This window comes from Streptomyces sp. NPDC058000 (assembly GCF_042886435.1).
Classification (GTDB): Bacteria; Actinomycetota; Actinomycetes; order Streptomycetales; family Streptomycetaceae; genus Streptomyces.
On record NZ_JBHVQS010000002.1, the window covers coordinates 372,819 to 399,574 of the forward strand.

Consider the following 26,756-nt stretch of genomic DNA (forward strand, 5'->3'; position numbering starts at 1 on the left):
CGGCGCGCGCCCCGACTCACTCCCCCGGCGCCACGATCCGGGTCAGCAGGGCGACCAGTTGCGCGCGCTCCTCATCGTCGAGCGCGGCGGTCAGCTCGGCGTTGGCCTCGTCGCCGAGCCGTTGGGTGCGGCGCAGTCGCCGCTCCCCCTCCGCCGAGATCTCGATGGCGTTCTTCCGCCGGTCCCTGGGGTCGGGGGTGCGGGTGACCAGCCCGTCCTTCTGGAGGTCGTTGACGACCGCGACGATGTCCTTGGGGTCGATGCCGACGGTCCGGCCTAGTTCCGCCTGGGAGACGGGGCCGAGTTCGGCGACCGCGGCGAGCACGGCGTGGTGCATCATCCGCATGCCCTCGGTGGCGAGTGCCTCGGCGACGAGCCGGTGGCCGCGGGCGGCGGCGCGGCCCAGCAGCCAGCTGGGGAGGGCGCGGATGGGGCTGGGGGCGTAGGGGGCGGGGGTGTCGGCCATGGGGGCACCGTACCCAGAAATCCATGGGTTCCACCAACGTAGGGATTGCCAACGAAAAACCATTGGCAGCCCCAATGGTTTCTGTTTATCGTTGGGGCATCCAATGAAACCGGCCGCAGTGCGGCCCGTTCCCCCGGAGGTGACGGCCCGTGCGCCGTGTCCGATTCCATGCCTACGGCGGCCCCGAAGTCCTGCGCCTGGAGGAGGCCGAGGACCCGACCGCCGGCCCCGGCGAACTCCTCGTCCGCACCGAGGCGATCGGCGTCACCCTGCCGTCGGTGCGCCGGGTGCGCGGCGACGGCAAGGGCGGCGGCGATCCGCTGCCCGGTGTCATCGGCGGCGAGATCGCGGGCGAGGTCATCGCGCTGGGTCCGGACGTCACCGGCTTCGCGGTCGGCGACCGGGTCACCTCGCTCACCCTCACCGGCTCCTACGGCGAACTCGCCCTCGCCCCCGCCTCCCTGGCCAGCCGCATCCCCGACGGCGCGAGCGCGGTACAGGCGGTGGCACTGGTGCGCAGCGGTCACGTCGCGCTGGCCGCGCTCAGCACCGCCGCACCGTCCGGCACCGAGTCCGTGCTGATCACCGGCGCGGCCAGCGGCACCGGGCACCTCGCCGTCCAACTGGCGAAGCTCCAGGGCGTACCGCGGGTGGTGGCCGCGGTCAGCTCACCGGCCAAGGCGGAGTTCCTGTACGGGCTGGGCGCCGACGAGGTGGTCACCTACGACCAGGAGTCCTGGGGCGAGCCGGTCGACATCGTGCTGGACGGGGTGGGCGGGGAGCTGCTGCCGCGCGCACTGGCCGCCCTCGCGCCCGGCGGGCGGCTGATCTTCTTCAACTCCGGTGGCGGCACGGTCCCCGCGTACGAGCTGCTGGCCGGCGCGAAGACCATCACCGGGCTGACCATGCGACGCTTCGCCACCGTCCACCGGGAGCGGTACGAGCAGCACCGGGCGCAGCTGTGGGAGCTGGCCGGGGCCGGCCGGCTGCGGGCCGCGGTCCATGCCGAACTGCCGCTGGCCGACGCCGCGCAGGCGCACGAGATCATCGAGGCGCGGGCCAACCTCGGGAAGGTGGTGCTGCGGCCGTGACGCGCCAGGAGTGCGGGCCGGCCTGCCGGGCCGCACCCAGTTGCCCCACCGGCCCCAGGTGGCGCACACGGCGCAGCGCCCCCGGCCCGGGAGAGTGAATTCCGGGCCGGGCGCGGAGAACCGACGCAGGCTCCTTGTCGCACCCACCGCACGGCAGTAGCTTCCGTCGCATCTGCACATAGGACGTTGGATGTCCTGATGACCCGACCCGATGCCTCGAAGGGCAGGCCGGACCATGACGTCAGATCTCCGCGCGCACCCCCGCCCCCGCCGCAGACCCCGGCGCCGCCGCGCCCCGGCAGCCGTCGCCGCGCTGACCGCCACGGCACTCGCCGCCCTGGCGACCGCCCCCGCCCGGGCCGCAACCGACGCCCCCTCAGGCGGCTTCGACCAGCAGGTCCTCTTCAAAGCGGCCTACGAGAAGGGCTACTTCTGCTTCCGTATACCCGCCATCGTGCGGACCGTCCGGGGCACCCTCCTCGCCTTCGCCGAGGGCCGGGTGCACGACTGCGGGGACGCCGGCGACATCGACCTCGTCGTCAAGCGCTCCACCGACGGCGGCCGGACCTGGGGCCCCCTCCAGGTCGTCAACCACGGCAACGGGGACACCCACGGCAACCCGGCGCCCCTCGTGGACCGCCGCACCGGCCGGATCGTCCTCGCCGAGACCTACAACAAGGGCCGCGCCGACGGCCTCAGTTGCGACGTCCCCTGCGACCGCACCCCGCACCTCCAATACAGCGACGACGACGGCGCCACCTGGTCCGCGCCCCGCGACCTGACCCGCAGCCTCCGCCCCCGGCAGTGGAACTCCTGGTACGCCACCGGCCCGGTGCACGGCATCCAGCTCACCCACGGGCGGCACCCGGGGCGCCTGGTCTTCGGCGTCAACGCCGAGAGCTACGCGGGCAACCGGATCACCGCCAACCACGCCGCCCTCGTCCACAGCGACGACGACGGCACCACCTGGAAGGTGGGCGCGCTGGACAGCTGGCCGCTCGCACCGGACGGCACCTTCCGCCAGAAGCCGTCCGAGATGACGCTCCTGGAACGCGCCGACGGCTCGATCTACGTCAACGGCCGCGAACAGGACGGCACCGACCTCGGCAACCGCACCGCCGCGGTCAGCCGGGACGGCGGGGACTCCTTCACCGCCCCGTTCCGCGCGATCCCCGACCTCTACGCCCCGATGGTGCAGGCGTCGGCGCTGCGCCTGCCGCGCTCGTCGGCCGCCGGCGGCCGCAGCCGCACCCTGCTCGCCGCACCCGCCGACCCCGACCGCCGCCGCACCATGACCATCCGCTCCTCCTACGACGAGGGCCGCACCTGGGAGGGCGTGGACCGGGGCGCCCGGGTCACCGCCGACTGGTCCGGCTACTCCGACCTGGTCGCCGTCTCCCCCACCGTCACCGGCCTGCTCTACGAGGGCGGTGCCGCCGACGCCCGGGACGAGATCCGCTTCGCCCGCTTCACCGAGCAGTGGCTCGGCCCGCGCCGCGGCCCGGACCCGACCACCCCCGACCTGGCCCGCGGCGCCCGGCCGGCCCTGGTCCTCGGCGGCGCCCGGCTCACCGACGGCCCCTTCGGCCGCGCGCTCTCCTTCGACGGCACCGACGACGCCGTGCGCCTCCCCTACCGCGACTCGCTCCCGCTGGGCAGCCGGGACTTCACCTGCACCCTGTGGTTCCGCTACCGCGCCACCACCGGCGAACAACCGCTGCTGTGGATGGGCGGGGTGGGCAGCCGCTCCCCGCAGGTCGCGATCGAGGGCGACCCCGCGCACGGCCGGATCACCGCGCACCTCACGGCGGTGGCCGGCGCCCGGCCGCCGGCCACCGCCCAGGTCGCCACCGGCAGCGCCGACAACGACGGGAACTGGCACCACCTGGCGTTGCGCCGCACCGGCGGCCGACTCCTGCTGACCGTCGACGGCACCGCGGCCGCCGCCACCGCCGACGTCCCCGGATCGGTCAGCAGCACCTCGGTGTTCGGCGTGCACCTGGGCCAGCGGCCGGACGGCCGGGCCCAGTTCACCGGTGCGCTGGCCCAGGTCCGGGTCTACCGCCGGGCCCTGACCGACGCCGAACTCTCCCGCGTGCGCGGCGGCGACGCCTCGGTGGCCGGCCCGCTGGTGCTCGGGCTCCCGCTGGACCGGGTGGACGGCGGCCGCTGACCGGACGGGTCGGGTCCGGAGCCACCGGACCCGACCACCGGCTGCCCGTCGGCGTCCAACTGCGCCGCGTACCGCTTGGCGAGCACCGCACACACCATCAGCTGCATCTGGTGGAACACCATCAGCGGCAGCACCGCCAGCCCCGCCTGGGCGCCGAAGAGGACGCTGGCCATCGGGAGCCCGGCGGCCAGGCTCTTCTTGGAGCCGGCGAAGGTGATCGCGATCCGGTCGGCGCGCGGGAAGCCCAGCTTCTTCGAGCCGTACGAGGTGGCCGTCAGCATGGCCGCCAGCAGCACCGCCTCCACACCCAGCAGGCACAGCAGCCGCAGCGGGGAGACCTGGTGCCAGATGCCCTGCACCATGCCGGCGCTGAACGCGGCGTAGACGACCAGCAGGATCGAGCCGCGGTCGACGTACCCGAGGACCTTCTTGTACCGGATGAGGAACCCTCCGACCCAGCGCCGCAGCAACTGCCCGGCGAGGAACGGGAGCAGCAGCTGGCAGACGATCGACACCAGGGAGTGCGCGGAGAAGCCGCCGCCGTTGCCGGACAGCACCAGTCCCGCCAGCAGCGGGGTGATGACGATCCCGACGATGCTGGAGAACGAGCCGGCGCAGATCGCCGCCGCCACGTTGCCGCGGGCGATGGAGGTGAAGGCGATGGAGGACTGGACCGTCGACGGGACCAGGCACAGGAACAGCAGGCCGGTGTACAGGGCGGGCGGGAGCACCAGGGGAACCAGGCCGCGGGCGGCCAGGCCGAGCACCGGGAAGACCAGGAACGTACAGGCCAGAGTGGTCAGATGGAGGCGCCAGTGCCGCAGTCCGTCCATCGCCTCCCGAGTGGAGAGCCGGGCCCCGTAGAGGAAGAACAGCAGGGCGACGGCCCCGGTGGAGGCGCCGTCGGCGACGGTGGCGGCGGCGCCGCGGGCCGGCAGCAGGGCGGCCAGCCCGACCGTGCCGAGCAACGCGAGGATGTAACCGTCCACGGGGAGCCAGGAGGGGAGGCGGAACACAGGGCGGCGCATGGTCTCTCTTCGGGTTCGACGGCTCACGGACGGTGGCATGGACGGTGCCCTCTCCAGACTGCCGGGCGGAACGGCAATCGGGAACCCCTCTTACTGTGGTGACTGTCATCATGAAGAGCGATAACGCGCGATACTGCGCGACATCACGTGAGGAGGCGTCGTCCGTGTTCGAGCCCGCGCAGCTGCGCACCTTCCTGGCCGTGGCGCAGACGCTGAGTTTCACCCAGGCCGCGCACCGGCTGGGGCTGCGCCAGTCCACGGTGAGCCAGCATGTGCGGAAGCTGGAGGAGGCCGCCGGGCGGCGGTTGTTCGCGCGGGACACCCATGCCGTGGAGCTCACCGAGGACGGCGAGGCGATGCTCGGCTTCGCGCGCACCATCCTGGAGGCCAACGAACGGGCGGCGAGCTTCTTCGCCGGGACCCGGGCTGCGCGGGCGGCTGCGCTTCGGCGCGTCCGAGGACTTCGTGCTGACGCGGATGCCGGAGGTGCTGGAGGGGTTCCGGCGGGACCACCCCGAGGTGGACCTGGAACTGACCGTGGAACTGTCCGGCACCCTGCACGAGTTGCTGGCCGCCGGTCGGCTGGATCTCGTCCTGGCCAAGCGGCGGCCGGAGGGTCGGCAGGGGCGGCTGGTGTGGCGGGACCGGCTGGTGTGGGTGGGCGGTGAGCGGCTGCGGTTGGATCCGCAGCGGCCGGTTCCCCTGGTCGTTTTCCCGCCACCCGCGGTGACCCGGGCGCGGGCCCTGGAGGCGCTGGAGCGGCAGGGCCGGGAATGGCGGATCGCCTGCACCAGCGGAAGCCTGAACGGGCTGATCGCGGCGACCCGGGCGGGGCTGGGCGTGATGGCGCACACCCGCGGGATGATCCCGCCGGGCCTGGTGCGGATACCGTCCCGGGCCGGGCTGCCGGAGTTGGGCGGGGTGGACTTCGTACTGCTGCACGGGGAGCGGGCGGGGGCGGCGCGCGGCCCGGCGGAGGCGCTGGCCGAGGCGATCCTGGCGGGCGGCGACCGGCTGCACCTCCCGTAGACGCCCCGGCCCTGGGGCCGGTCCTGAGGATCACGGCCGGGTCCGGGGCGGAATCCGCCGTACCGCTCGGGCCCGCCGCACCCTCCCCGGGCGGCGTCGGCCGGTCGGACGGCGCCTGACCGGGATCTCCCGAGAATCTCCCGCGGATCGTCGCAGCGCCTCGGGATATCCCTCCGACGTGCTCTGACGTGGAGACAGATGCAGAGATTCGGTGCAGATCCGGTCCCGGCACGGTGTTCGTCCGGCCACGGATCGACTGGGTAATGTCCGCGGTTACCCGAAGTAACCCGATTTCCCGGCCTGGCCGGTTCCGGCTGCCCCGGCGCCGCGGCGTGGTACCGCACTCCCACCCGCCTTCCCCGTGGGGTACGGTCGCGGCCTTGTGAGAAGCACCACGAGGAGCTGGGTCATTGCGCGAGTTCACCGTCCCCCCTTTGGCGACCGCGCCCCGGGTCGGCGGGCTGGCCGACTCGGTGTACGACAACGCGGAATCCGACCCCGGACGGACCGCGCTGGCACGTAAGGACGCCGCCGGGCAGTGGCGAAACGTCACCGCCGGGCAGTTCCGCGACGAGGTCACCGGGCTCGCCAAGGGCCTCCTCGCCCAGGGCGTCCGGTTCGGCGACCGGGTCGGCATCATGTCCCGCACCCGCTACGAGTGGACGCTCTTCGACTACGCACTGTGGTCGATCGGCGCCCAGTCCGTCCCGCTGTACCCCACGTCGTCGGCGGAGCAGGTCTTCTGGATGCTGCACAACGCCGAGGTGTCGGCCTGCCTGGTGGAGCACGAGGACCACGCGATGACCGTCGGCTCGGTCATCGGCAGGCTCCCCCAACTGCGGAAGTTGTGGCAGCTGGACGCCGACCCGGTGGCCGAGCTGACCGCGGCCGGCGCGCACATCGACGACGAGGTGGTGCACCGGCACCGGATGGCGGTCACCCCGGAAGCCGTCGCGACGATCATCTACACCTCGGGCACCACCGGCCGCCCCAAGGGCTGCGTGATCACCCACGCCAACTTCATGGCCGAGGCCGACAACATCGTGCTCCGGTACGACAAGGTCTTCCGCTCCAAGCCGGGCGACGAGGCGGCGACCCTGCTCTTCCTGCCGCTGGCGCACGTCTTCGGCCGGATGGTGCAGGTCGCGGCGGTCCGCGGCCGGGTCAAGCTCGGCCACCAGCCGGAGCTCTCGGCCCGTGCGCTCCTCCCGGACCTCCAGGCGTTCCGCCCCACCTTCATCCTGGCGGTGCCGTACATCTTCGAGAAGGTCTTCGCCGCGGCCCGGCGGCGGGCGGAGGCCGACGGCAAGGCGGGCCCGTTCGACAAGGCGGTCGAGGTCGCGGTCCGCCATGCGGAGGCAATGGAGCACAAGGCGTTCGGTACCGCCTCCGGCCCCAGCGCCGCGCTGCGCTTGCAGCACCAGCTGTTCGACAAGCTGGTCTACAGCAAGGTCCGTGAGGCGATGGGCGGCCGGGTGCGGCACGCCATGTCCGGCGGCTCGGCCATGGAACGCCGGCTGGGCCTGTTCTTCGCCGGCGCCGGCGTGCGGATCTTCGAGGGCTACGGGCTGACGGAGAGCACCGCGGCCGCCACCGCGAACCCGCCGGAGCGGACCCGCTTCGGCACCGTCGGCACACCGGTCCCCGGCACCACCATCCACATCGCCGAGGACGGCGAGATCTGGCTCTACGGGGGCCAGATCTTCCAGGGCTACCACAACGACACCAAGGCCACCGACGCGGTGCTCCAGGACGGCTGGTTCGCCACCGGGGACCTCGGCTCGGTGGACGAGGACGGCTATCTGACGATCACCGGCCGGAAGAAGGAAATCCTGGTCACCTCGGGTGGCAAGTCGGTCTCGCCGGTGCCGCTGGAGGAGCGGGTGCGGGCGCATCCGCTGGTCGCCCAGTGCATCGTCGTCGGCAACGACCGGCCGTTCATCTCGGCGCTGGTCACCCTGGACCCGGAGGCGATCGCCCACTGGCTGGCGATGCGCGGCAAGCCGGAGATGCCGCCGCGCGACCTGGTGCGCGACCCCGATCTGGAGACCGAGATCCGGCGCGCCGTGGTCGCCGCGAACACCCTGGTCTCGCAGGCCGAGTCGATCCGCACGTTCCGGATACTGGCCAACCAGTTCTCCGAGGAGCACGGCCTGCTGACGCCCTCGCTGAAGCTCAAGCGCAAGGCGATCGAGACGGCGTACGCGGCGGAGGTGGACGCGCTGTACCGGGGGTGAGCCGACACCCCAGGAGAGCGCCGGCCGGGCGCGCGGGTGAACGGCCAGCGGGTTCGTCGGCGTGCGCGGGAATGTCCGGGGACGGATGATCGTTGTCATCCCAGAACACGAAAGCCGACGTAAGGATCGAATCCCCCGTGAGCACGGTTCCGTCCATCACGCTCAACAACGACGTCACGATGCCCCAGCTCGGTTTCGGTGTCTGGCAGATCCCCGACGACGAGGCGTTCGCCGCCATCGGCCACGCCCTTGAGGCCGGATACCGCAGCATCGACACCGCGGCGATCTACGGCAACGAAGAGGGCACCGGCAAAGCCCTCGCCGCCTCCGGCATCCCGCGCGAGGAACTCTTCGTCACCACCAAGCTCTGGAACTCCGAGCAGGGCTACGACTCCACCCTGCGCGCGTTCGACACCTCGCTCGCCAAGCTCGGGCTGGAGTACGTCGACCTGTACCTCATCCACTGGCCGCTGCCCTCCCGCGACACCTACGTCGACACGTACAAGGCGTTCGAGAAGATCTACGCGGACGGCCGCGCCAAGGCCATCGGCGTCTCCAACTTCTTCCCCGCCCACCTGGAGCGGCTGCTCGGCGAGACCTCCGTCGTCCCGGCGGTCAACCAGATCGAGCTGCACCCCCAGCTCCAGCAGGCCGAGTCCCGCGCCTTCCACGCCCGGCACGGCATCGCGACCGAAGCCTGGTCGCCGCTGGGGCAGGGCAAGGGCCTGCTGGCGGACGCGGCGATCGCCAAGATCGCCGCGAAGCACGGCAAGACCCCGGCCCAGGTGGTCCTGCGCTGGCACCTCCAGCTCGGCAACGTGGTCATCCCCAAGTCCGCCACCCCGTCGCGGATCCGGGAGAACTTCGACGTCTTCGGCTTCGAGCTGGACGACGCCGACCTGTCGGCCCTGGCCGGCCTGGACTCCGGTAAGCGCCTCGGCCCCGACCCGGCCACGTTCGAGGTGGCCTGAGGCTCGATCGCGGCGCGACCTGGGGGCGCCTCCCCCGGGTGTCCGACCCGGGGCCTGGCCCGGTGTCGCGTGCGTGGTGCGGTGTGGCGCCGTCCGTCCCGTCGGGGGCGGGCGGCGCCGCCGTATGCCGGGGCGGCCCGGGTGGCCGGGGCGGTGGGCGGCGTGGCGCCGCGCCGGAGCGGGCCGCCGGGACGCGGCCCCGAGTGGCGGGGTCGGCGGGCGGCGGCAAATGTGGAAAGGGGCGGCCGCAGCGGAACCGGCCGCCGGGGCGGCTGCCGCTGGGCAGCTACCACTCCGCTCCGAGGAGGCACCGATGCCCGACGTCACCACTCCCTACGCACCCGGGACGCCCTGCTGGATCGATCTCGCGGCCCCCGACCAGAAGGCCGCCATCGACTTCTACTCCGGCCTCCTCGGCTGGACCGGGGAGATCGGTCCTCCGGAGACCGGCGGTTATGCGGTCTGCCAGCTGAACGGGAAACCCGTGGCCGGCATCATGGCCGCGGTCGCGATGGGCGACCAACCCGCCCCGCCGACCGTCTGGACCACCTATCTGACCAGCGCCGACGCGGAGGCCAGCCAACGTTCGGTGGCGTCCGCCGGCGGCACCGTGCTGATGCCCGTCATGGACGTGATGTCCCTCGGCCGGATGTTCATCGCCGCCGACCCGACCGGGGCGGTCTTCGGCGTCTGGCAGCCGCTCGACTTCCCGGGCGCCGGGGTCGTCAACGAGACCGGCGCGCTGATCTGGAACGAGCTCAGCACCACCGACCGGTCGGCCGCTTCCGCCTTCTACCGCGCGGCCTTCGGCATCGAATCCGCCACGATGGAGGGCGCCGAGCACTACTACGCGCTCCAGGTGGACGGCCGTCCCGTGGGCGGCATGCAGCCGATGCCGGAGCACCTGCCGGCCGATACGCCCTCGCACTGGCTGACGTACTTCGCGGTGGCGGACACCGATGCGGCGGTCGCCAAGGTCGCCGCGGCCGGCGGCAGCGCGATCATGGAGCCGTTCGACATGATCGCCGGCCGGATGGCCGTGGTGACCGACCCGCAGGGCGCGGTCTTCGCGATGATCCACCCGAAGCCGATGGAGTGAGGCCGGAGGACGGCCCTCCCACCGACGGCACGGCCCTCTCGCCGACGGGACGGCAACGGTGCGCCACGTCGTCGTCTTCGTCGTCATCGTCGTCGTCTTCGCCGGCTTCGTCTTCGGTGTGTGACGTCGATTCGGCGTTGCGCGGGACGCCGAGATAGTGCGTCAACTTGGCTTTGGTGAGCCGTAATTGATGGTGCGTCAGGCGGTGTTCGGGGCCGGGTCCGGGTCGGGTTCGGTGATCTCGCGGACACTCGGGGGCGCTCGGCATACCATCCGGGCAGACGCGCTCATACGTTCGCACGTTCGGATTCCGGGACGTTCGCCTGTCCGGGGCGTCCGAGCGGCGGTACGAGACGTCCGGTGGTGTGCGCGGACGGGGAAACCAGGGGGAGTTGGCGATGTCGGGGCGGACCAAGCGGTGGATGGTGGCCGTATGGGCGGTGCTGGTGGTGGCCGGGGGTGCGGGGACGCTGATGTTCACCGAGCCGGCGGGCGGCCGGGGCGAGGGGGCGCGGGTGAAGCCGTCGCCCGCCGCGTGGCCGCACGGCGGCGGCCCGGGCTCGCCGTCCAGACACTGCCCGCCCACACCGTCGCCGACGCCCACACCGGCACCGCCGCCGACCGCCGGCACCGGGTCGCCTTCGTCGACGGCGACCTTCCCGTCGCCGGGGCTGGTGGTGGTCTGCGTATACACCACCAAGCACAGCTGACCGGGCGGTCGACCGCCGGCGCTACGGCTGCTCCTGCGCGCGGGCGGTGTGCACGGTCTGCGCGGAGAGCAGGAAGACGTCCGGGCGGCGGGTGATGCCGGCGGGGTCGTAGGGATCGGTGAGTCGGGTGAGGGTGCTCAGGTCGTCGGGGTCCAGTTGGTCGCCGTAGTGCTCGGTGGCGCGGCTGAGATTGGCCTGGATGTAGTGCCGGACGTCGGCGGCGAGCGGCGCCGGCAGGTCCAGCAGGAAGCTGCGGGTGCGCGGCGTGCGCAGACCTGCGTTGGCCAGGAAGGCGGGCCAGTCCTCCAGGGTGTCGGTGGCGTCGGGCAGAGCGGCCCGCATGTCGGTGAACCAGTCCTCGGCGGCCGCGTCCAGCCGGGCCTGGAGTCCCGGGCGGCCGATGCCGATGTCGCGCGGCAGGAACCGCGGGGCGAGGCCGCCTTCGCAGACCGCGAGCAGTCCGCCGGGCCGTAGGTGGCCGGCGAGGGCGGCCACCGCGCCGCGCTGGTCCCCGATGTGGTGCAGCGCCTTGCTCGACCAGATGAGGTCGGCGCCGCCGAGCGAGTCGAGGCCCTGCGGGACCTCTGCGCAGTGGGTGTGGATCCGGTCGGCCAGCCCGAGCCGCCCGGCGCGGGCGCGGGCCCGGGCCAGCAGGGCCTCCGTGGCGTCCACCGCGCACACCTCGGCGTCCGGGAAGGCCCGGGCCAGCAGGCAGCTGACGACGCCGGGGCCGCTGCCGACGTCCAGGATGCGGCGGACGGTCACCGTGCCCGCCGGACCATCGTCGGGGCCGTCGGGGGCGAGCAGTGCGCGGAGCCAGGCGGCGGCCTGCTCGTAGAGCGGCGTCTGGATGGCGGCGCCCCGTTCGAGGTGCGGGCCGAGCACTTCCCAGTCGATGGCGGCGCCGTCCTGGTCGGCGGCGCGGTGCAGCTGCCCGGGCACGGGGTGGTCGTGACTGCTCATGGCATCGAGCCTCCGATACGGGGTGGTCTCCGGCAAGCGGCCGGCCCGGTCCGGCGGCCCGGCCGCGGCCCCTGGTTCCGGCCGGGGGCGGGGTCACCGTAGGGTCTTGGCCTGTGGGTACTCCGGGATGGATGCCGCCGACGGAGACCGAGCGGCGGCTGTACGAGGCAATGGCACGTGGGGACGGGGACCGACAGGTCGCGGCGATCGCCGGTGAGGATCTGTATCTGGCGGTGCCGCAGCAGGGGCAGGATCCGCTGCCCGTCTACGACGATCCGGTGGCGGGCGGTAAGTGCATTCCCGTGCTGACGCGCGGCATGCTGCCGCCCTGGGAACCGCAGCGGTTTTTCGACCGGGTCTCGGTCGAGGAGCTGGCCCAGGACTGGCCCAACGACAAGTGGCGGCTGGCGATCAATCCGGGCACTCCGTTCGCCTCGTACCTGTTCGCGACGCCGGCCCACCGCGCCGGCTGGCTGCGGATGCGGGCGCAGGTGGGGGTGCGGCCGGGCGGGCTGCTGGTCACCCTCCACGGAGGGCCGCTGCACGGTCCGGTGGCGCAGGGACTGGCCTGCGGGGCGCCGCTCGCAGTGCACCACAGCGTGCCCTGGAACGAGTTGGGGACGGCGTTCCTGGATTACTCGACGGACGCGGAGACGCTGCGCGCGCAGTGGTCGGTGGTCGATCCGGTGAGCTGGCAGCAGCGGTTCGACCAGTTGCTCGGCGGGCAGTTCGTGCCGGCGGAGATCGAGGCGGCGCTGCGCGCCCGCGCCGGGGGGTCCGGCACGGGGTCCGCCGGGGACGCACCGGCCGACGGTGGTGCGGCGCCCGCGGTCCCGGAGCTGGTGGACCGGTACGAGGCGCGGTTCCGGACGGACGGGCTGCTGCCGGCCGAGGGCCGGGTGGGGTCGCTGGCCGCGCTGGACCTGGCGCATGCGGTGGGCCTGGTCCGCTGGGGCCTGGGCGCGCAGCTGTGCGCGCCGCCGCAGGCCGAGCAGGCGGTGACGCGGGTGGCGGCCCGGGCCGCGGAGGTCTACGGCTCGTGGGAGGAGTTCGCCGCGGGCTACGCGCTGGGGCGGGCGCTGGCGTTCGACAACGGCTGGTTCGGGCCGGCGTACGCCGAGGCGGTGCACCTCCACCGGGTGCTGACGCAGGATCCGGCGTCCCCGTGGCGGGCCCTGCCGTTCGGCTGACGTGGCCGCGGCGGCGCCCGCCGGGCGACCGGGCGGCCCTCTCGTCGCTGGCGGCCGCCGCGCCGGGGCATGATGCAGGACCGGGGACCGGGACGATGCCGGACCAGTACGGCACAGAGGACGGATGCGACATGGGCGGGAGCGGTATGGCGGGCGTCGGGCGGCGGCGGACCGGGGCGGCGGAGGTCCGGCATGGGGGCTGAGGCCGCACCGTCCACGGCCCCGGTGCGGACCGGGCCCAAGCTCCCGGCCGGCCGGTCGCGCTGGAGGCGGTACCGCACGGCGCTGCGCCGGACGCCGCTGTCCGTCTGGCACGACGACGTAACGGACTACGCGGCGAGCCTGACGTACTACTCGGTGCTGGCGCTGCTGCCGTCGGCGATCCTCACCATCTCGCTGATCGGGCTGGCCGATCCGGCCGGTACCGAGCAGTTGATCAACCGGCTCAGCTCGATCGCGCCGGCCGAGTCGGGGGTGACGGTCCGGCACGCGCTGGTGGTCATGGCGCACCAGCGCACCGCTGCCTGGGTGGTGGTGGGCGGTGCGGCGGTCAGTGCGCTGTGGTCGTCGTGCAGTTATCTGGCGGTGTTCCGGCGGGCGCTGCACGCGATGCACCGGACGAAGGACGACCGGCCGCCGTGGCGGAAGGCGCCGCGGATCATCGTGACCTCGCTGCTGCTGATGGCGCTGCTGATCTGCAGTGCGGTGGCGCTGCTGGTGAGTGGTCCGGTCGCGACCGCGCTGGGCCGGGCGCTGGGGTTCGGCGAGGTCGGCGAGACGCTGTGGAACGTGTTCCAGTGGCCGCTGTTGTTGGTGTTGGCGACCGTGTTGGCGATGGTGCTGTTCCGGTCCGGGCCGCCGTATTCCCGCGGGGTGCGGCGGGCCGGGCCGGGCGGGGTGCTGGCGGTGTTGCTGTGGCTGGTGTCGTCGGCGGGCTTCGCGTTCTACGCGTCGTACGTCGGCACCTTCAACCGGTTGTACGGGTCGCTGGCCGGGCCGGTGGTGTTCCTGATCTGGCTGTGGTTCTCCAACCTGTCGCTGCTGTCCGGTGCGCAGTTCAACGTGGAGCTGGCGCGGGCCGGGCGGGTCGTCAGGCCGCGCCGTCCGAGCTGACTGCGGGCCGGTCAGCGGGCGCCGTGGCCCGCGGCGATCTCCTCGATGCGGCGGGCCAGGCCGAAGTCGAGGTGGGTGATCCGGCCACCGATGCTGTGGGTGTTGACCGCGACGGTGACCTGGTTGTAGGTGAGGGTCAGGTCGGCGTGGTGGCCCAACTCCTCCTGGATCTGGGCGATGTGGATGACCATCGCGGCGGCCTGGAAGTGCCGGTCGAAGCGGTAGCTGCGGTTCAGCCGCTCGCTGTCGACCGTCCAGCCGGGGAGATCGATGAGGCGGTCCTCGATCTCCGCGTCGTCGAGTGGTTCCACCTGCGCGTTCATGACGCCTCCCGCCGTGTGCCGGTCGCCGCCGCTGGGGTCGCGGCAGTTCCAGCCTGGCATGCCGGGGGCGGTTCCGCGTCCGGCCACCGGGGGCGGGTGGGGCGGCCGGTGCGCCGCGGGCCGCTGCGCCGGCCGCCGAACGCCGAAGTTACCGCAGGTAACGCCTGGCAGGTCGGCTACCGTCGCCCCCATGACGACTGCTACGGCGTCCGCGCCGGAAACCACGGGTGTGGGCACCCTGTTGCGGGAATGGCGCGACCGGAGCCGGATCAGCCAGCTGGAACTGGCACTGCGCGCCGACTCCTCGGCCCGCCACATCAGCTTCATCGAAACCGGCCGCTCCCGCCCGAGTCAGGAGATGGTGCTGCGGCTGGCCGAACACCTCGACGTACCGGTCCGTGAGCGCAACGCCCTGCTGATCGCGGCCGGTTACGCCCCCGCCTTCCCGGAGACCCCGCTGGACGACCCGTCGATGTCCGCGCTCCGGGCCGGCATGGAGCGGCTGCTGGCCGGCTACGACCCGTACCCCGCCCTGGTGGTCGACGGGATGTACCACGTGCAGGCGACCAACCAGGGCCTCGGCGTGCTGCTGGACGGCGTCGATCCGGAACTGCTCCGGCCGCCGGTCAACGCCCTGCGGCTCACCCTCCACCCGCGCGGCATGGCCCCCCGCATCCACAACTTCCTGGAGTGGCGGGAGCATCTCTTCGCCCAACTGGACCGGCAGTTGGCGCTGATGAGGTCGGCACCGCTGCGCGCGCTGCACGACGAGCTCCGCTCCTACCCGTTGCCGGACGGCGGACGGGAGCCCGCGACCACGGGCGAACACCCGCCGTTCGCCCTGCCGCTGGTGATCGAGCACCGCGGCACGGTGCTGTCCTTTTTCTCCACCATCGCCACCTTCAACACACCGATGGACGTGACCGTTTCGGAGCTGGCGCTGGAGGCGTTCCTGCCCGCCGACCCCGAAACGGCCGCGCATCTACGGAAAGTGGCCGAGTAAGGACGTTTCAGGCCGCCGGTACGCGGTCCAGGAAGCCGAGCACCGACGCGATCCGGCCGTCCCCGGCCAGCCGCACCACGTCGAACCCGGCGACCGGCGCCGACCCGTCCGGCGCGACCAGCTCCCAGCCGAACCGCGCGATGTCGTGGTGCCCGTCCACCGCACCCAGCGGCCGGAACACGAAGCCCGGGAACTGCTGGTGCGCCCCGGCGATCAACGCCGCGAGCCCGTCCTGCCCGGCGACGTCGGCCAGCGGGTCGGTGTAGGTGGCCGCCTCGGTGAAGGCCGCGGCGACGGCCTTGTCCCGCGCGCCCTCCTCGGTGGCGTTCCACGCCGCCAGGTACCGCTCGACGGCGGCCGCGTGGTCGATGGCCTGCTCGGGGGAACCCTGCTGCACGTTCTGTGACATCTCGAACTCCTGGCGATATCCGTCGGGTATCCGGTACGCATCCGGTTCGGATCCGAACCGGACTCGGTACGCATCCGGCGCGAATCCGGTTGGCATCCGGTTGGCATCCGGCCGACACATGACTGACGGGGTGTCAGCAGTGTCAGCACCGGTTCACGGGCCGGAGTGCGCCGGTCCGTGAACCGATGCCTCGACTCTGCCGGAGCGGCGGGCGCGGGTCGATTACGTGCAAAGTAATGCCCCTGGTCGCAGCAGTGCGGCCAGGGGCAGTACGGTCCGGGCGGGGCCGGTCGGGGCGGCTAGTTCGCCGCGGCGCCGGCGCTCACGGCCGGCTCCGCCGGGGCGGCCTCGGATGCCTCCGCCGCCGGCTCCTCGGAAGCGTCCGCGGCCGCGTCCGCCCGGCGTTGGCGGTCCGCCGAGCGGCGGGCCGCCATCAGCGCGTACACCAGGATCCCGGCGAAGAGGAACAGCACGCCCTGGTAGATCGCCGCGTAGCCGGCGCCGGCCACCAGCCAGAAGGTGAAGCCGAAGGCGATCAGCGCGAGGGCCAGGTCACGGGCGAAGCGACCGGGACGGACCCGGTCGCGGCGGCCGCTGAGCAGGAAGTAGATCTGCGCGCCGGCGGCGAGGAGGTAGGGAACGGTGGCCGAGAAGGTGGTGATCAGCACCAGGATCTCGAAGACGCCGCCGCTGCCGATGAAGTAGTTGATCACGGTGAGGGCGGTGGCCAGCACGGCGGCGGCGAGCACGCCGAAGGTCGGCACCCCGCGCCGCTTGGTGAGGAAGGCGGCCGGGAAGAGCCCGTCCTTGGCGGCGGCGTACGGGGACTGGGCGCTCATCAGCGTCCAGCCGTTGAGCGCGCCGACGATGGAGATCACGGCGGCGGCCGCGATGACCGTACCGCCCCAGTGACCGCCGAACATCGCGTCCACGGCGTCGGAGAACGGCGCCTTGGAGTTGACCAGCTTGTCGTGGGGGACGGTGCCGAAGACCGACACCGTGCCCAGGAGGTACACGACGGCGGCACCGATGGTGCCCAGGACGGTGGCCCGGCCCACGTTGCGCTCGGGGTCGCGGACCTCGCCGGCGCTCATCGCGGCCGATTCCACGCCCACGTAGCTGTAGAGGAGGATCGCGGCCGCCGCGGACAGCCCGCCGAGGGTGCTGCCGCCGCCCTCGTGGAAAGCCCCGAGCTTGTGCGGGTCGAAGAAGAACAGTCCGACGACCGCGATGAACAGCAGCGGCACGAACTTCAGGACCGTGGAGACCAGTTGGACCACGCCGACGTACCGGGTGCCCGCGAGGTTGGCGAGGGCCGGCAGCCACAGCGCGCCCAGCGCCACCATCAGGTCGACGCCCCGGGACGCGTGGCCGGGGAGGAGCACGTGGACGTAGCCGACGGCGGCCACCGCCAGCGCGGCGTTGCTGACCCAGGTCATCGTCCAGTACGACCAGGCGGAGAGGAACCCGGCGAAGTCGCCGAACGCCTCGCGGGCGTACACGTAGGGCCCGCCGGTGTCCGGGTGGCGCTGGGCGAGCCGCCCGAAGACCAGGGCGAGCGAGATCGCCCCGAGGGTGAGGACGCCGAAGGCGACCAGGCTGATGGTGCCGAACGGGGCGACCGAGGCCGGCAGCAGGAAGATGCCGCCGCCGATGATGTTGCCCATCACCAGGGCGGTAGCGGTCATCAAGTTCATCCGGAACGGACGCTTTGATGAATCGTGCAGGTCAGAGGCGGTAGGGGTGGCCTCTGCGGTGGGATCGCGGTGCATGGTGTGTGACGCGTCTCTCATCGTGCTGGCTCGCCGGGGTGCCGGCTGGGCCTATCGTCACCGGCGGCGCGCACCGCTCAAAATCGCCGCGAATCGTCCTGTCAGCCCCGCCGGCCGGGCGAATATCTTCGGTGGCGGCGCGTGACTGCCGGACGGACGATGCCCGAACCGGCGAGCGGTCCTCGGCCCCGCTGGGTGCCCGCTGGGTGCCCGCTGGGTGCCCGCTGGGTGCCCGCTGGGTGCCCGCTGGGTGCCCGCGAACGTCGTCCTGGCGGCTGCGGTCACCGCTGTGCGGCGGACGCGGTCCGGGTGGGGTCCCTTTCAGCCGTGCCGGGACGAGGTGCACAACGCGGCCCGTAGGACGTCGCTACGGTGCGCAGGCGCCTTCGGGCGGGCCGGACTTGCGCCGCAGGCCGTTGGGCTCCGGTTCGGGCGGCCGGTGCGGCTCCTCCGCCGCCGCGCCGACGGGCAGTTGCGGGCCGTCCACCTCCCGCAGCCAGCGGCGCAGCACCTGGTGGACCTGCTCGGCGCCGGTCAGCGGCGCCCCGTCGGGAACCGGCGGGGTCAGTTCCGCGGGCCAGAGGAGGAAGGGCCGACTCTGCGGGCCGCCCAGCCCGCCGTGCGAACCGATCTGTTCCTCGAAGGCGTGCACCGCGCCGGTCGCCGGATCGCAGGCGGAGTTGATCATGAGGTCGGCGACGTGCGGGAACCGATCGGTGCGGCGGACCGCGTCGACCGCACCGGGCCCGAAGGGCGCCAGCGGGTCGGCACCGATGACCCGCCCGGTGTCGAGGTGGTGCTCACCGCCGTCCGGGCCCAGCGCCACCGCGCCGTGCACGGCCGACCGGACGAGGACGAAGCCGACGCCCGGGTGGCCGGCGAGGGTGCCGAGCAACGCCGGGTGGCGGCTGTCCAACTCCTCGCGGGTGATCCGGTCGGGGACGTCCGGGAAGGACACCAGGCCGAGGTTGCCGGAGGCCAGGACGACCGGGTGCGCACCGCGCCGGTCCCCGTCCGCCGCGCCCTCGGGCCGGCCCAGCGCCGCCCGCGCGGCCTCCCGGGCCTCGGCGCCGCTGGGGGTGCGCCCGGCCCGCCGGCGGACCGGCAGCCCGCACCCGGCGCGGACCAGGTCGCCCAGGGTCAGCCCGTAGCGGTCCCGGAAGGTCGCGCCGGGGCTCTGGCCGTGGTCGGAGAGCAGCACGATCCGGTACGGCCGGGGCGCGTGCCGGGCCGCCTCGGCGATCAGCGCGATGCACCGGTCGAGTCGGCGCAGTACCTGGTGGGTGTCGCGGTGGGTGGGCCCCGAGTGGTGGGCCACCTCGTCGTAGGCGACCAGGTCGGCGTAGACCGCCGTACGGCCGGCCAGCATGTCGCCGACGACGGCCGCCACCACCACGTCCCGCTCGACGACGGTCGCGAAGGCCCGGATGACCGGGTAGAGGCCGCCGCGCTTGACCCGCGGGCGCTCGCGGCGGCAGCGGCTGCGCAGCGCCTGGCCGATCTCCCGGAGGACCTCGGCGCCGAACGAGACCGCGGTCCGGGTGGCGTTGGCCGGGTCGGAGAAGTACGCGAAGTAGCCGGCCCGGGAGCGGTTGTACCGGCCGCGCCGGGCAGCCACCGACATGACCAGGGCGACCTGGTCGGCGCCGCCGCTGAAGAGGTTGCCGCGGCTGGCGCCGTCGTACGCGAGCAGCCCCTCGTCGCCGGTGCGGGCGACGGCCCTGCGCTGGAGTTCGGCGGCGCTGCTGGGCCGGTTGCTGACGATGAGGTCGCCGGACTCCTTCTCGTACCAGCGGAAGGCGGGCAGGTCCTCGTTGCTGCCGTGCAGGATGGCGAGTTGACTGGCGCCGGTCTGGCTGGACCAGTCGGTGTGCCACGGGGTGAGCCGGTGGGTGGTGTCGATCCAGCGGGCGACGTGCGCCATCAGCGGCCGCTCGCCGCGGGTCGCCGCCCGCAGGACGTCGTGGCCGACGCCGTCGAGTTGGAGGAAGACCGTCCCCGGCGTGGCCGGTCCGCGGTCCGCACCGGCCCGCCTCCCGCGCCGGCCGGCCAGCCGCACCAGCCGGCGCCGGTACGCCTCGTCGTTGCGCACCGCAAGGAAGGTGGAGGTCGCCGACGACGCCGCGGACATCACCGCCGCGACGATCACCGCGGTCTCCGGCGTGGTCTGCCCCCGCCCCTCCGGAATCACGTCCAGCGCGACCAGCAGCAACGAACCGTTGAGGAAGAACACCAACAACCCGAGCACCAGCGCCGGCACCAACAGCAACGCGCGCACCAGCAGCGGCCACACCAGGGCACTGAGCAGGCCGAACGCGCCGGCGCCGAGCACCGCGGTGAACGCGGTGCGGGTGAGACTGTCACCGCCGGCGGCCTGGAGCCGGAAGTCGGGCAGCACCACGGCCAGGGCGAGCAAGGTCAGACTGGAGACCACCCAGACGGCCAGCACCCTCAGGAGGGCGCCGCCGAGGGCCTTCCACCGCGCGGTCCGCACGCCGTCCCGTCCTCCGCACTCCGGCCCGCCGCACCGGCCGGGCGGGCATTCCGGCCAAGGGTGTCATCAAAGCGGGCGGGTGTCATAAAACGCCTGGGGGTCATAAAGCGGCCGGGTGTCATAGAGGGGTCGGGTGTCATAAAGCTGTGGCGGGGTGCGGGCGTTGCCGGGGGGGGCGTGGTGCGGTGGGCGGTGCCGCGCCGGAGGGACGGCGAGTGGGTGGTGGCCCCGGCACCTGTTTCCCGAGCGATGAGGGAGGACCGGTAGGGACCGGCAGGGACCGGTAGGTGGGGAGCGGTAAGGACCTTGCGGATGCCTTCATCACCATCCGCAGTCTCATCCGTCGCTCTTGGGCCGACTACCGCTGGATTCATCGCCCCGCCCGTCGCCCGTAGACCCCACGCCCGTATGGTGAGATGCAGTTCTTGCAATGCGGGATGGTGCGGGGCTTAACTCAGGTGGTGGCACAAGCCCGGAGCGATCTTCGCTCCCGAACACGGTGGAGAATCCATGGACTTGAGGATTTACGACAGAGTTTTCCTGATCACCGGCGGGACCAAGGGCCTTGGGTTGGCCGCCGCCCGCACTCTGGTTGCCGAGGGGGCTCGGGTGGTCGTCTCCTCGCGCAGCCAGGACGCGGTGGACGAGGCTGTGGCGATGTTGGGCGGCCCGGAACACGCCCTGGGCATAGCCGCCGACAATGCCGACGTCCAGGCCGCCGACCAATTGGTAGCCGCCGCCCTTGATCGGTTCGGCCGCCTGGACGGCGTACTGATCAGCGTAGGCGGGCCGCCCACCGGCCCGATCACCACGATTACGGATGACCAATGGCGGGACTCCTTCGAGTCGGTCTTCCTCGGCGCGTTGCGCTTCGCCCGCACCGCCGCACCAGTACTCCCGCCTGACGGGGCGATCGGTTTTGTGCTGTCCTTGTCAGTGAAGTCCCCCTGGCCGAACATGAGCGTGTCCAACGGCCTACGCCCAGGGCTCGCCATGGCAGCCAAGACACTGGCCGATGAGCTCGGGCCGCGTGGCATCAGAGTCAACGGCTTCGTCGTCGGCTCCATAGCAACCGATCGCCTCAAAAGCCTGGAGCAGGCCAACGACGATCCGCAGCGAGCACGCGCCGAACGGACAGCCGAAATCCCACTGCGCCGCTACGGCACGCCGGAGGAGTTCGGCCGCATGGCTGCTGTCATCCTGTCGCCGACAGCGTCCTACATCACGGGCACCATGATCCACATCGATGGCGGCGCCCTACGCACCCTGTGACGCAACTAGCAACTGCGCAACATCGGCGACGGCATCCCGACCACGCCCATCTGCGCAGCCTCTGAGCGGGAACAGCGGCCGCGGGCACGGAGCGGCTACAGGCACATCGGACGTCGGGGCGGCAAGCGGCCGGCCTGGCCGGGAGGTGGACGGAGCGTGTCGGTGGAGGTCACCTGGTGGGGACATGCCACCGTGACGGTCGAGGACTCCGGTGTACGGATGCTGACCGACCCGCTGTTCGTGGCCCGGCTCGCCCACCTGCGCCGCCGGCGGGGCGCACTGCCACCGCCCGAGGCGGCCCGCGCCGACGCGGTCCTGATCTCCCACCTGCACGCCGACCACCTGCACCCGGCCTCGCTGGCCCGGCTCGCCCCCGGCACCCGGCTGATCGTGCCGCAGGGCGCGCCGGCCGCCGTACCGGGCCTGCGCCGGGTGGCGGCGGCCAGGGGCCTGCCGGTCATCGAACTGCGGCCGGGTGAGGAGTGCCCCATCAGCCCGGCCCTGGAGTCCCCGACCGCAGGTCCGAGCACCACCGTCGTGGGCCCTGCCGGCACGACCACCCCCCGCACTCTGACCATCCGCGCGGTGCACGCCGCGCACGACGGCCGCCGGCTCCCCTACGGGCCGCACCGCGTCCCCGCCCTCGGCTACGTCATCCACGGCACGGCCCGCACCTACTTCGCCGGCGACACCGGGCTGTTCCCGGAACTGCCGGACGAGGTCGGGCCGTGCGAGGTGGCGCTGCTGCCGGTGGGCGGCTGGGGACCGTTCCTCGGCCACGGTCATCTGGACGCCCGGCGGGCCGCGGTGGCCGCCGCCCGGCTGGCACCGTGCAGCGCCGTGCCGGTGCACTACGGCACGTACTGGCCGATCGGACTGGACGCCGTGCGGCCTCACGAGTTCCACGCGCCGGGCCAGGAGTTCGAGCGGCAGACCGCGCTGGTCGCGCCGGAGATCACGGTGCACCGGCTCGGGCACGGCGAGTCGGTGCGTCCGAGGATCACCCGATGACGCCCACCGGAAGCGCACTGACCGCCGCGACACTGGCCAGCACGACACTGACCGGGACCACACCGGACGGGACCACACCGGCCGGCACGACGCTGAGCAGCACGATGTTGAACGGCACGACTCTGAACGGCGCGACGTTGAACGGCTCGATGTTGAACGGCACGATGTTGAACGGCACGACGCTGGCTGACGACCTCCACCAGGTGCTCGCCCACGTCCCGCCGGAAGCGACCCAGCAGGCGGTGGGCTACCCGTCGCTGTTCCTCCTGGTGGTGCTGGGCTCACTGGTGCCCGTCGTCCCCACCGGCGCGGTGGTCAGCTCGGCCGCGGCGGTCGCCTTCCACCACAGTTCGCCGCTCGCCCTGCTGTTCGTCTTCGTGGTCGCGTCGTGCGCCGCGTTCCTCGGGGACCTGGGTCTGTACTGGCTCGGGCGGCGCGGCTTCCGCTCCCGCAACGGTTCGCGCTGGCTGGCCCGGCTACGGGCCCGCGCCGCACCGGAACACCTGACGCAGGCCCAACACCGGCTGCGGGAGCACGGCGTGCTGGTGCTGGTGGTCTCCCGCCTGATCCCGGCCGGCCGGATCCCGATCATGCTGGCCTGTCTGCTCGCCGCGATGCCACCCCGGCGCTTCGCCCGCGGCGACCTCCCGGCCTGCCTGGCCTGGGCGGCGACGTACCAGTTGATCGGCCTGCTGGGCGGCTCCCTCTTCCGCGACCCCTGGCAGGGGGTGGCCGCCGCGATCGGCCTCACGGTGCTGTTCGGCGCCGCACCGGCCGCGTGGCGCCGCCTCCGCCCGACACCGGCGGACAGCGAGGGCCGGACAGCTGAAGAGGACGGCTGACGCGAACGGGGGGGAAGGGGGAGGGGGGAGAGAAGGTGGTGGGGTGATGGGCGAACGGGACAGCGGGGCTGGTCGCCGGAGACGTCGGGGCGGGGTGCCGGCCGAGCCACCGCCTCACCGGAGCCACCGTGAGCTGAACCGCGAGAGCCCTCAGCGTTCCTCCAGCACCCGCGACGCCCCCACCGGGAGGTCCCACAGGTCCGACCGCGGGCGGCCGGTCGCCGCCCAGGCGGCCCGGATGCGGTGCAACGGCTCCAGCGGCGGTTCGGCGGAGAGCAGGAACGTCGACCAGTGCATCGGCGCCAGGAACCGCGCGCCCAGGTCCTGGCAGGCCCGTACGGCCTCCTCCGGGTCGGTGTGCACCGGCCGCAGCATCCAGCGCGGGTCGTACGCCCCGATGGGCAGCAGCGCCAGGTCGATGTCCCGGTAGCGGCGACCGATCTCCTCGAACCAGTGGCCGTAACCGGTGTCCCCCGCGAAATGGATCCGCCGTCCATCGGGGGCGGTGAGCACCCAGCCGCCCCAAAGGGAGCGGCAGGTGTCGGTCAGCGTCCGCTTGCTCCAGTGGTGTGCGGGCACGAAGTCGATCCGCACCGGGCCCTCGGGGCCGGGCAGTTCCACCGCCTCCCACCAGTCCAGGTCGGTGATGCGGGTGAAGCCACGCCGTCGGGCCCAGGCCGCCAGCCCCGCGGGGAGCAGCAACGGGACGTCGCGCGGCAGCCGCTTCAGCGTCGGCGCGTCCAGGTGGTCGTAGTGGTTGTGGCTGACGACGACGGCGTCGATCGACGGCAGGTCCTCCCAGCGGACCCCCACGGGGGTGACCCGGGCGGGCGTACCGAGGATCTTCCGGGACCAGACCGGGTCGGTGAGGACGGTCAGTCCACCGATCCGGATGACCCAACTGGCATGCCCGGCCCAGGTCAGCGCGATGGTCGCGGGCCCGACGTCCGGCATCGGGCCAGGCTCGAAGGGGAGTTGCTGGATCTGCTGGAGCGTCTCGGGAGACGGGCGCAGCTTGCCCTCCCGCGCGATCCGGGCCAGTGCACGGACACCGGGCAGCGGCGCGGTCAGCCGGTCGGTGAAGTCCCGGGGCCAGGTGCGGGGCTCCTCCAGGGGGCGCGGCTCGGCGAGCGGCGGCGCGGTATCCGGGAGCGCCGCGGTCGCGGTGTTCCCGGCTGTACCCGCGACCACTCCACCACCGACCCCTTCTGTAACGGCGTTACGGTCACCGACAACGACGCTACGGTCGCCGGCGGACCGGTCGATGACGCCGCGGTCGCTGGCACTGCGATCGTTGACGCCGTGGTCGATGACACTGCGATCGCTGGCACTGCGGTCGCTGGCACTGCGGTCGCTGGCATTGACGCTGAGATCGCTGGCGCTGAGCTCGTCGGCGGGAAGGGCATCGGCGTGCGGGGCGTCGGCGTGACGCTCAACTCCGTGCCGGTCAACGGCCTGGCGGGTGCCGTCCTGACGTTCGTCGGCACCCGCACGCTGCTCGGCGCGGGCGGGCTCGTCCAGGGAGCGTCCGGCGGGAGAGCGCTCGGTCTGTTCGGTCATCCAGGGGCTCCATTCGATGGCCGGGCGGAACCGGAGTCACGAGGCGGGCGGGTGAGCTGCGGCGGGAACACGGAGACGAAGACAGAGGCGAAGAGGGAGAGGGAGACGGAAACAGAGGTGGGGAAAGAGATGGGGACAGAGGCGAAGGCGAAGGGGAAGACGAAGGTGAAGGCAGGAGCTCGGGCAGAAACGGAAACTGAGGTGCGATCGGGCAACGAAAGGCCGGGAAACCGGAGCGGCAGCGGCGCCGCACCGCTGCCCCGGACACCGCTGCGGCCGGCAGATCAGCTGTCCTCGCCCCCCTCCGCGTTCAGCCCCCGCCCCTCGGCGAACCGCTGCCCGTCCGGACGCGGCCCGCCCAGTTCGGCCAACGTCCGCTCCAGATTCCGCAACCCCACCCGCACGTGCGGCAGTGCCAGGGGATCCGCCGCGTCCAGCACCCGCTGTCGCAATTCCATGTCGGCGCCGAGCAGGGCGGCCGCCCCCAGCCGCACCCGCAGGGCGTCCGAGGCGTCCTCGAAGCGGTGGCCGCCGCGGGCCGCCCACGGCGCCAACTCCCGTTCCAACGCGGCTGATCCGGCAATCCCATGGGCGCCGAGCGGCCGCCGCAACGGTTCGAGGTCGGCGTAGACGTGACTGCCCGCATGCGGCGGGCGGCAGAGCGCACCGGCCCCGGTGAGCGTGCGGTACAGCGCCCCGGTGAGCGCCCCGTACACCCGAGCGACGGCCGCGGTCCGCTCCCGTACGGCATCGGGTTCACCGAGCGCATGAGTGACCGCACAGACCAGCGGCCCGGAAAGCGGGGTGTGCAACCGGGCGAGCGTCCGGAACACTGCGTCCCGTAGGACGGCGCCCCGGCGAGTGCCCGGAAAACGGGCCAGCGCAACGGGCCAGGAGACGGGCAGCAGCGCGGCCCGCAGATCGGTCAGCACCACGACCTCGCCGGGCAACATCTCGGCGGGGCTGAGCACCACGGTGTCGTGCGGATCGTGCAGCAGATCCCGCCGCGACTCGTCGCTGATGACCCACAGCCCCTCCTCGGCCGCCGCCTCGCACACCTCGTGCAGTTGCTCCGGCGGCGGGCAGGTGCCGGTCGGATCGTCGGCTACGGAGAGCACCAGAACGCGCGGGGTGTCGCCGTGCATCCGGGCCCGTCGTACGGTCTCCAGCAGCGCGAACGGGTCCGGCAACCCACCCGATTCGGCCGGCACCGGCATCAAGTGGACCGGCCGGCCGAGCAGCCGGGCGGGCGGCGCGTACCACTCGGCACATGGCCGCGGCAGCAGCACCGCACCGTCGGCCGCGGCGTACAGCGCGAGGAGCAGAACGGCCGCCCCGGGGGCGGCGAGCACCCGGTCGGCGGGGGTGAACAGGCCGCGGCGCTCCCAGTAGCCGCAGGCGGCGGTGCGCAGTGGTTCGGAGCCGCCGGGGGGTTCGAGGGCGGTGCGACCGGCGGCGGCGGAGAGGTACGCGGCGAGTTCCGGGAGGACCGGCAGGCCCGCCGGCGGGGCCGGGTCCGGCTCCCGCTGCGGATCCGGTGCGGTCCGCTGCATCCGTACCTCCACTCCACGGCGGCCGGTCGATCGTGGGCCCATCACATGATGAACGGCCCCGACCACCTTCGCAGATCACGGGGTGGCGACCGGGGACGACACGTCAGCGGACAGCGACCACTGGGACGGACGGCCGGCTACGGCCAAACGGGGCTGACTACGACCAGACGGACCATCGCCTCGCCCGGCAGTACATGTGGCGATACGTGCGGCAGCACGTGCCCAGCCGGTATCGCGGCACGCGTGGCAGTGCATATCGCGGCACGCATCAAAGTCCGCGACGCCATGCATGCCTCCGTACGTGCCTCATACGTTCCGCCGTACGTACCTCCGTACGTGCCGCCGTACGTGCCGTGTCGCAGTCCGCGCCTCCGTACGAGCACCGCAGTGCACGTCACACGACGAACCGCAGGGCGGGCGCAGGAGGGCGGACGCAGGAGGACGGGC

The 26,756-nt window shown here is 73.0% G+C and carries 21 protein-coding genes and 1 pseudogene; 13 read left to right on the forward strand and 9 right to left on the reverse strand.

Annotation, left to right across the window (positions count from 1 at the left end):
* Nucleotides 1-16: 16 nt before the first annotated feature.
* Nucleotides 17-466: a MarR family winged helix-turn-helix transcriptional regulator gene (locus ACFVT2_RS04435; protein ID WP_390012003.1), complete on the reverse strand. Its 450-nt coding sequence runs from the start codon at nucleotides 464-466 to the stop codon at nucleotides 17-19.
* Nucleotides 467-615: 149 nt separating this feature from the next.
* Between ACFVT2_RS04435 and ACFVT2_RS04440 the strand changes: the two genes are divergently transcribed.
* Together ACFVT2_RS04440 and ACFVT2_RS04445 are read left to right on the forward strand one after the other, a co-directional pair.
* Nucleotides 616-1,557: a zinc-binding alcohol dehydrogenase family protein gene (locus ACFVT2_RS04440; protein WP_390012006.1), complete on the forward strand. Its 942-nt coding sequence runs from the start codon at nucleotides 616-618 to the stop codon at nucleotides 1,555-1,557.
* Nucleotides 1,558-1,792: 235 nt separating this feature from the next.
* A complete protein-coding gene (locus ACFVT2_RS04445) occupies nucleotides 1,793-3,730 on the forward strand; it encodes an exo-alpha-sialidase (protein ID WP_390012009.1) in 1,938 nt (645 codons plus the stop codon).
* Here the strand turns inward: ACFVT2_RS04445 and ACFVT2_RS04450 are convergent.
* Nucleotides 3,616-4,758 (reverse strand): bile acid:sodium symporter family protein, encoded by a 1,143-nt coding sequence (locus ACFVT2_RS04450; protein WP_390012012.1) that lies wholly within the window; start codon nucleotides 4,756-4,758, stop codon nucleotides 3,616-3,618. The genes ACFVT2_RS04445 and ACFVT2_RS04450 overlap by 115 nt on opposite strands.
* A gap of 164 nt (nucleotides 4,759-4,922) precedes the next feature.
* On the opposite strand from ACFVT2_RS04450, the pseudogene ACFVT2_RS04455 reads away from it, so the two are divergent.
* The 5 genes and pseudogenes from ACFVT2_RS04455 to ACFVT2_RS04475 all read left to right on the forward strand — a co-directional run bounded on the left by ACFVT2_RS04455 (nucleotide 4,923) and on the right by ACFVT2_RS04475 (nucleotide 10,804).
* Nucleotides 4,923-5,787: pseudogene (locus ACFVT2_RS04455) on the forward strand (LysR substrate-binding domain-containing protein).
* 410 nt (nucleotides 5,788-6,197) lie between these two features.
* Nucleotides 6,198-8,024: an AMP-dependent synthetase/ligase gene (locus tag ACFVT2_RS04460; protein WP_390012014.1), complete on the forward strand. Its 1,827-nt coding sequence runs from the start codon at nucleotides 6,198-6,200 to the stop codon at nucleotides 8,022-8,024.
* Nucleotides 8,025-8,161: 137 nt separating this feature from the next.
* Nucleotides 8,162-8,995, forward strand: coding sequence for an aldo/keto reductase (locus ACFVT2_RS04465; protein ID WP_390012017.1), 834 nt, complete (start codon nucleotides 8,162-8,164; stop codon nucleotides 8,993-8,995).
* Nucleotides 8,996-9,308: 313 nt separating this feature from the next.
* Entirely contained in the window at nucleotides 9,309-10,094 is a 786-nt protein-coding gene (locus ACFVT2_RS04470) for a VOC family protein (protein WP_390012020.1), read from the forward strand.
* Between the two features lie 398 nt (nucleotides 10,095-10,492).
* The gene (locus ACFVT2_RS04475; protein WP_390012023.1) at nucleotides 10,493-10,804 is read left to right on the forward strand and encodes a hypothetical protein; all 312 of its coding nucleotides are present in this window, start codon (nucleotides 10,493-10,495) and stop codon (nucleotides 10,802-10,804) included.
* Between the two features lie 21 nt (nucleotides 10,805-10,825).
* On the opposite strand, the gene ACFVT2_RS04480 is transcribed toward ACFVT2_RS04475, so the two are convergent.
* Nucleotides 10,826-11,767 carry a class I SAM-dependent methyltransferase gene (locus ACFVT2_RS04480; protein ID WP_390012025.1) on the reverse strand — a complete coding sequence of 314 codons (942 nt, stop codon included), beginning with the start codon at nucleotides 11,765-11,767 and terminating at the stop codon, nucleotides 10,826-10,828.
* Between the two features lie 131 nt (nucleotides 11,768-11,898).
* Between ACFVT2_RS04480 and ACFVT2_RS04485 the strand changes: the two genes are divergently transcribed.
* Nucleotides 11,899-12,957, forward strand: coding sequence for a DUF1266 domain-containing protein (locus ACFVT2_RS04485; protein WP_390012028.1), 1,059 nt, complete (start codon nucleotides 11,899-11,901; stop codon nucleotides 12,955-12,957).
* Nucleotides 12,958-13,149: 192 nt separating this feature from the next.
* A complete protein-coding gene (locus ACFVT2_RS04490) occupies nucleotides 13,150-14,070 on the forward strand; it encodes a YihY/virulence factor BrkB family protein (protein ID WP_390012031.1) in 921 nt (306 codons plus the stop codon).
* 11 nt (nucleotides 14,071-14,081) lie between these two features.
* Here ACFVT2_RS04490 and ACFVT2_RS04495 read toward each other — a convergent pair whose 3' ends face one another.
* Complete coding sequence (locus ACFVT2_RS04495) at nucleotides 14,082-14,393, reverse strand: 4a-hydroxytetrahydrobiopterin dehydratase (RefSeq protein ID WP_390012034.1); 312 nt, start codon at nucleotides 14,391-14,393, stop codon at nucleotides 14,082-14,084.
* Nucleotides 14,394-14,583: 190 nt separating this feature from the next.
* On the opposite strand from ACFVT2_RS04495, the gene ACFVT2_RS04500 reads away from it, so the two are divergent.
* A complete protein-coding gene (locus tag ACFVT2_RS04500; RefSeq protein ID WP_390012037.1) occupies nucleotides 14,584-15,396 on the forward strand; it encodes a helix-turn-helix domain-containing protein in 813 nt (270 codons plus the stop codon).
* Nucleotides 15,397-15,403: 7 nt separating this feature from the next.
* On the opposite strand, the gene ACFVT2_RS04505 is transcribed toward ACFVT2_RS04500, so the two are convergent.
* The 3 genes from ACFVT2_RS04505 to ACFVT2_RS04515 form a co-directional block, all read right to left on the reverse strand.
* Nucleotides 15,404-15,805, reverse strand: coding sequence for a nuclear transport factor 2 family protein (locus ACFVT2_RS04505; protein WP_390012040.1), 402 nt, complete (start codon nucleotides 15,803-15,805; stop codon nucleotides 15,404-15,406).
* A 299-nt stretch (nucleotides 15,806-16,104) separates the two neighbouring features.
* Nucleotides 16,105-17,502, reverse strand: a complete 1,398-nt coding sequence (locus tag ACFVT2_RS04510) for an amino acid permease (protein ID WP_390012043.1) — start codon at nucleotides 17,500-17,502, stop codon at nucleotides 16,105-16,107.
* 442 nt (nucleotides 17,503-17,944) lie between these two features.
* Nucleotides 17,945-20,071, reverse strand: coding sequence for a phage holin family protein (locus tag ACFVT2_RS04515; protein WP_390012046.1), 2,127 nt, complete (start codon nucleotides 20,069-20,071; stop codon nucleotides 17,945-17,947).
* A 510-nt stretch (nucleotides 20,072-20,581) separates the two neighbouring features.
* On the opposite strand from ACFVT2_RS04515, the gene ACFVT2_RS04520 reads away from it, so the two are divergent.
* The 3 genes from ACFVT2_RS04520 to ACFVT2_RS04530 all read left to right on the forward strand — a co-directional run bounded on the left by ACFVT2_RS04520 (nucleotide 20,582) and on the right by ACFVT2_RS04530 (nucleotide 23,196).
* Nucleotides 20,582-21,343, forward strand: coding sequence for an SDR family oxidoreductase (locus ACFVT2_RS04520; RefSeq protein ID WP_390012049.1), 762 nt, complete (start codon nucleotides 20,582-20,584; stop codon nucleotides 21,341-21,343).
* Nucleotides 21,344-21,499: 156 nt separating this feature from the next.
* On the forward strand, nucleotides 21,500-22,354 hold the full coding sequence (locus ACFVT2_RS04525; RefSeq protein ID WP_390012052.1) for an MBL fold metallo-hydrolase: 855 nt from the start codon (nucleotides 21,500-21,502) through the stop codon (nucleotides 22,352-22,354).
* Nucleotides 22,355-22,518: 164 nt separating this feature from the next.
* Complete coding sequence (locus ACFVT2_RS04530) at nucleotides 22,519-23,196, forward strand: DedA family protein (RefSeq protein ID WP_390012248.1); 678 nt, start codon at nucleotides 22,519-22,521, stop codon at nucleotides 23,194-23,196.
* A gap of 150 nt (nucleotides 23,197-23,346) precedes the next feature.
* Here the strand turns inward: ACFVT2_RS04530 and ACFVT2_RS04535 are convergent, their stop codons facing one another.
* A complete protein-coding gene (locus tag ACFVT2_RS04535) occupies nucleotides 23,347-24,387 on the reverse strand; it encodes an MBL fold metallo-hydrolase (protein ID WP_390012251.1) in 1,041 nt (346 codons plus the stop codon).
* 653 nt (nucleotides 24,388-25,040) lie between these two features.
* Nucleotides 25,041-26,309, reverse strand: a complete 1,269-nt coding sequence (locus tag ACFVT2_RS04540; RefSeq protein ID WP_390012055.1) for an aminotransferase class I/II-fold pyridoxal phosphate-dependent enzyme — start codon at nucleotides 26,307-26,309, stop codon at nucleotides 25,041-25,043.
* Nucleotides 26,310-26,756: the final 447 nt, after the last annotated feature.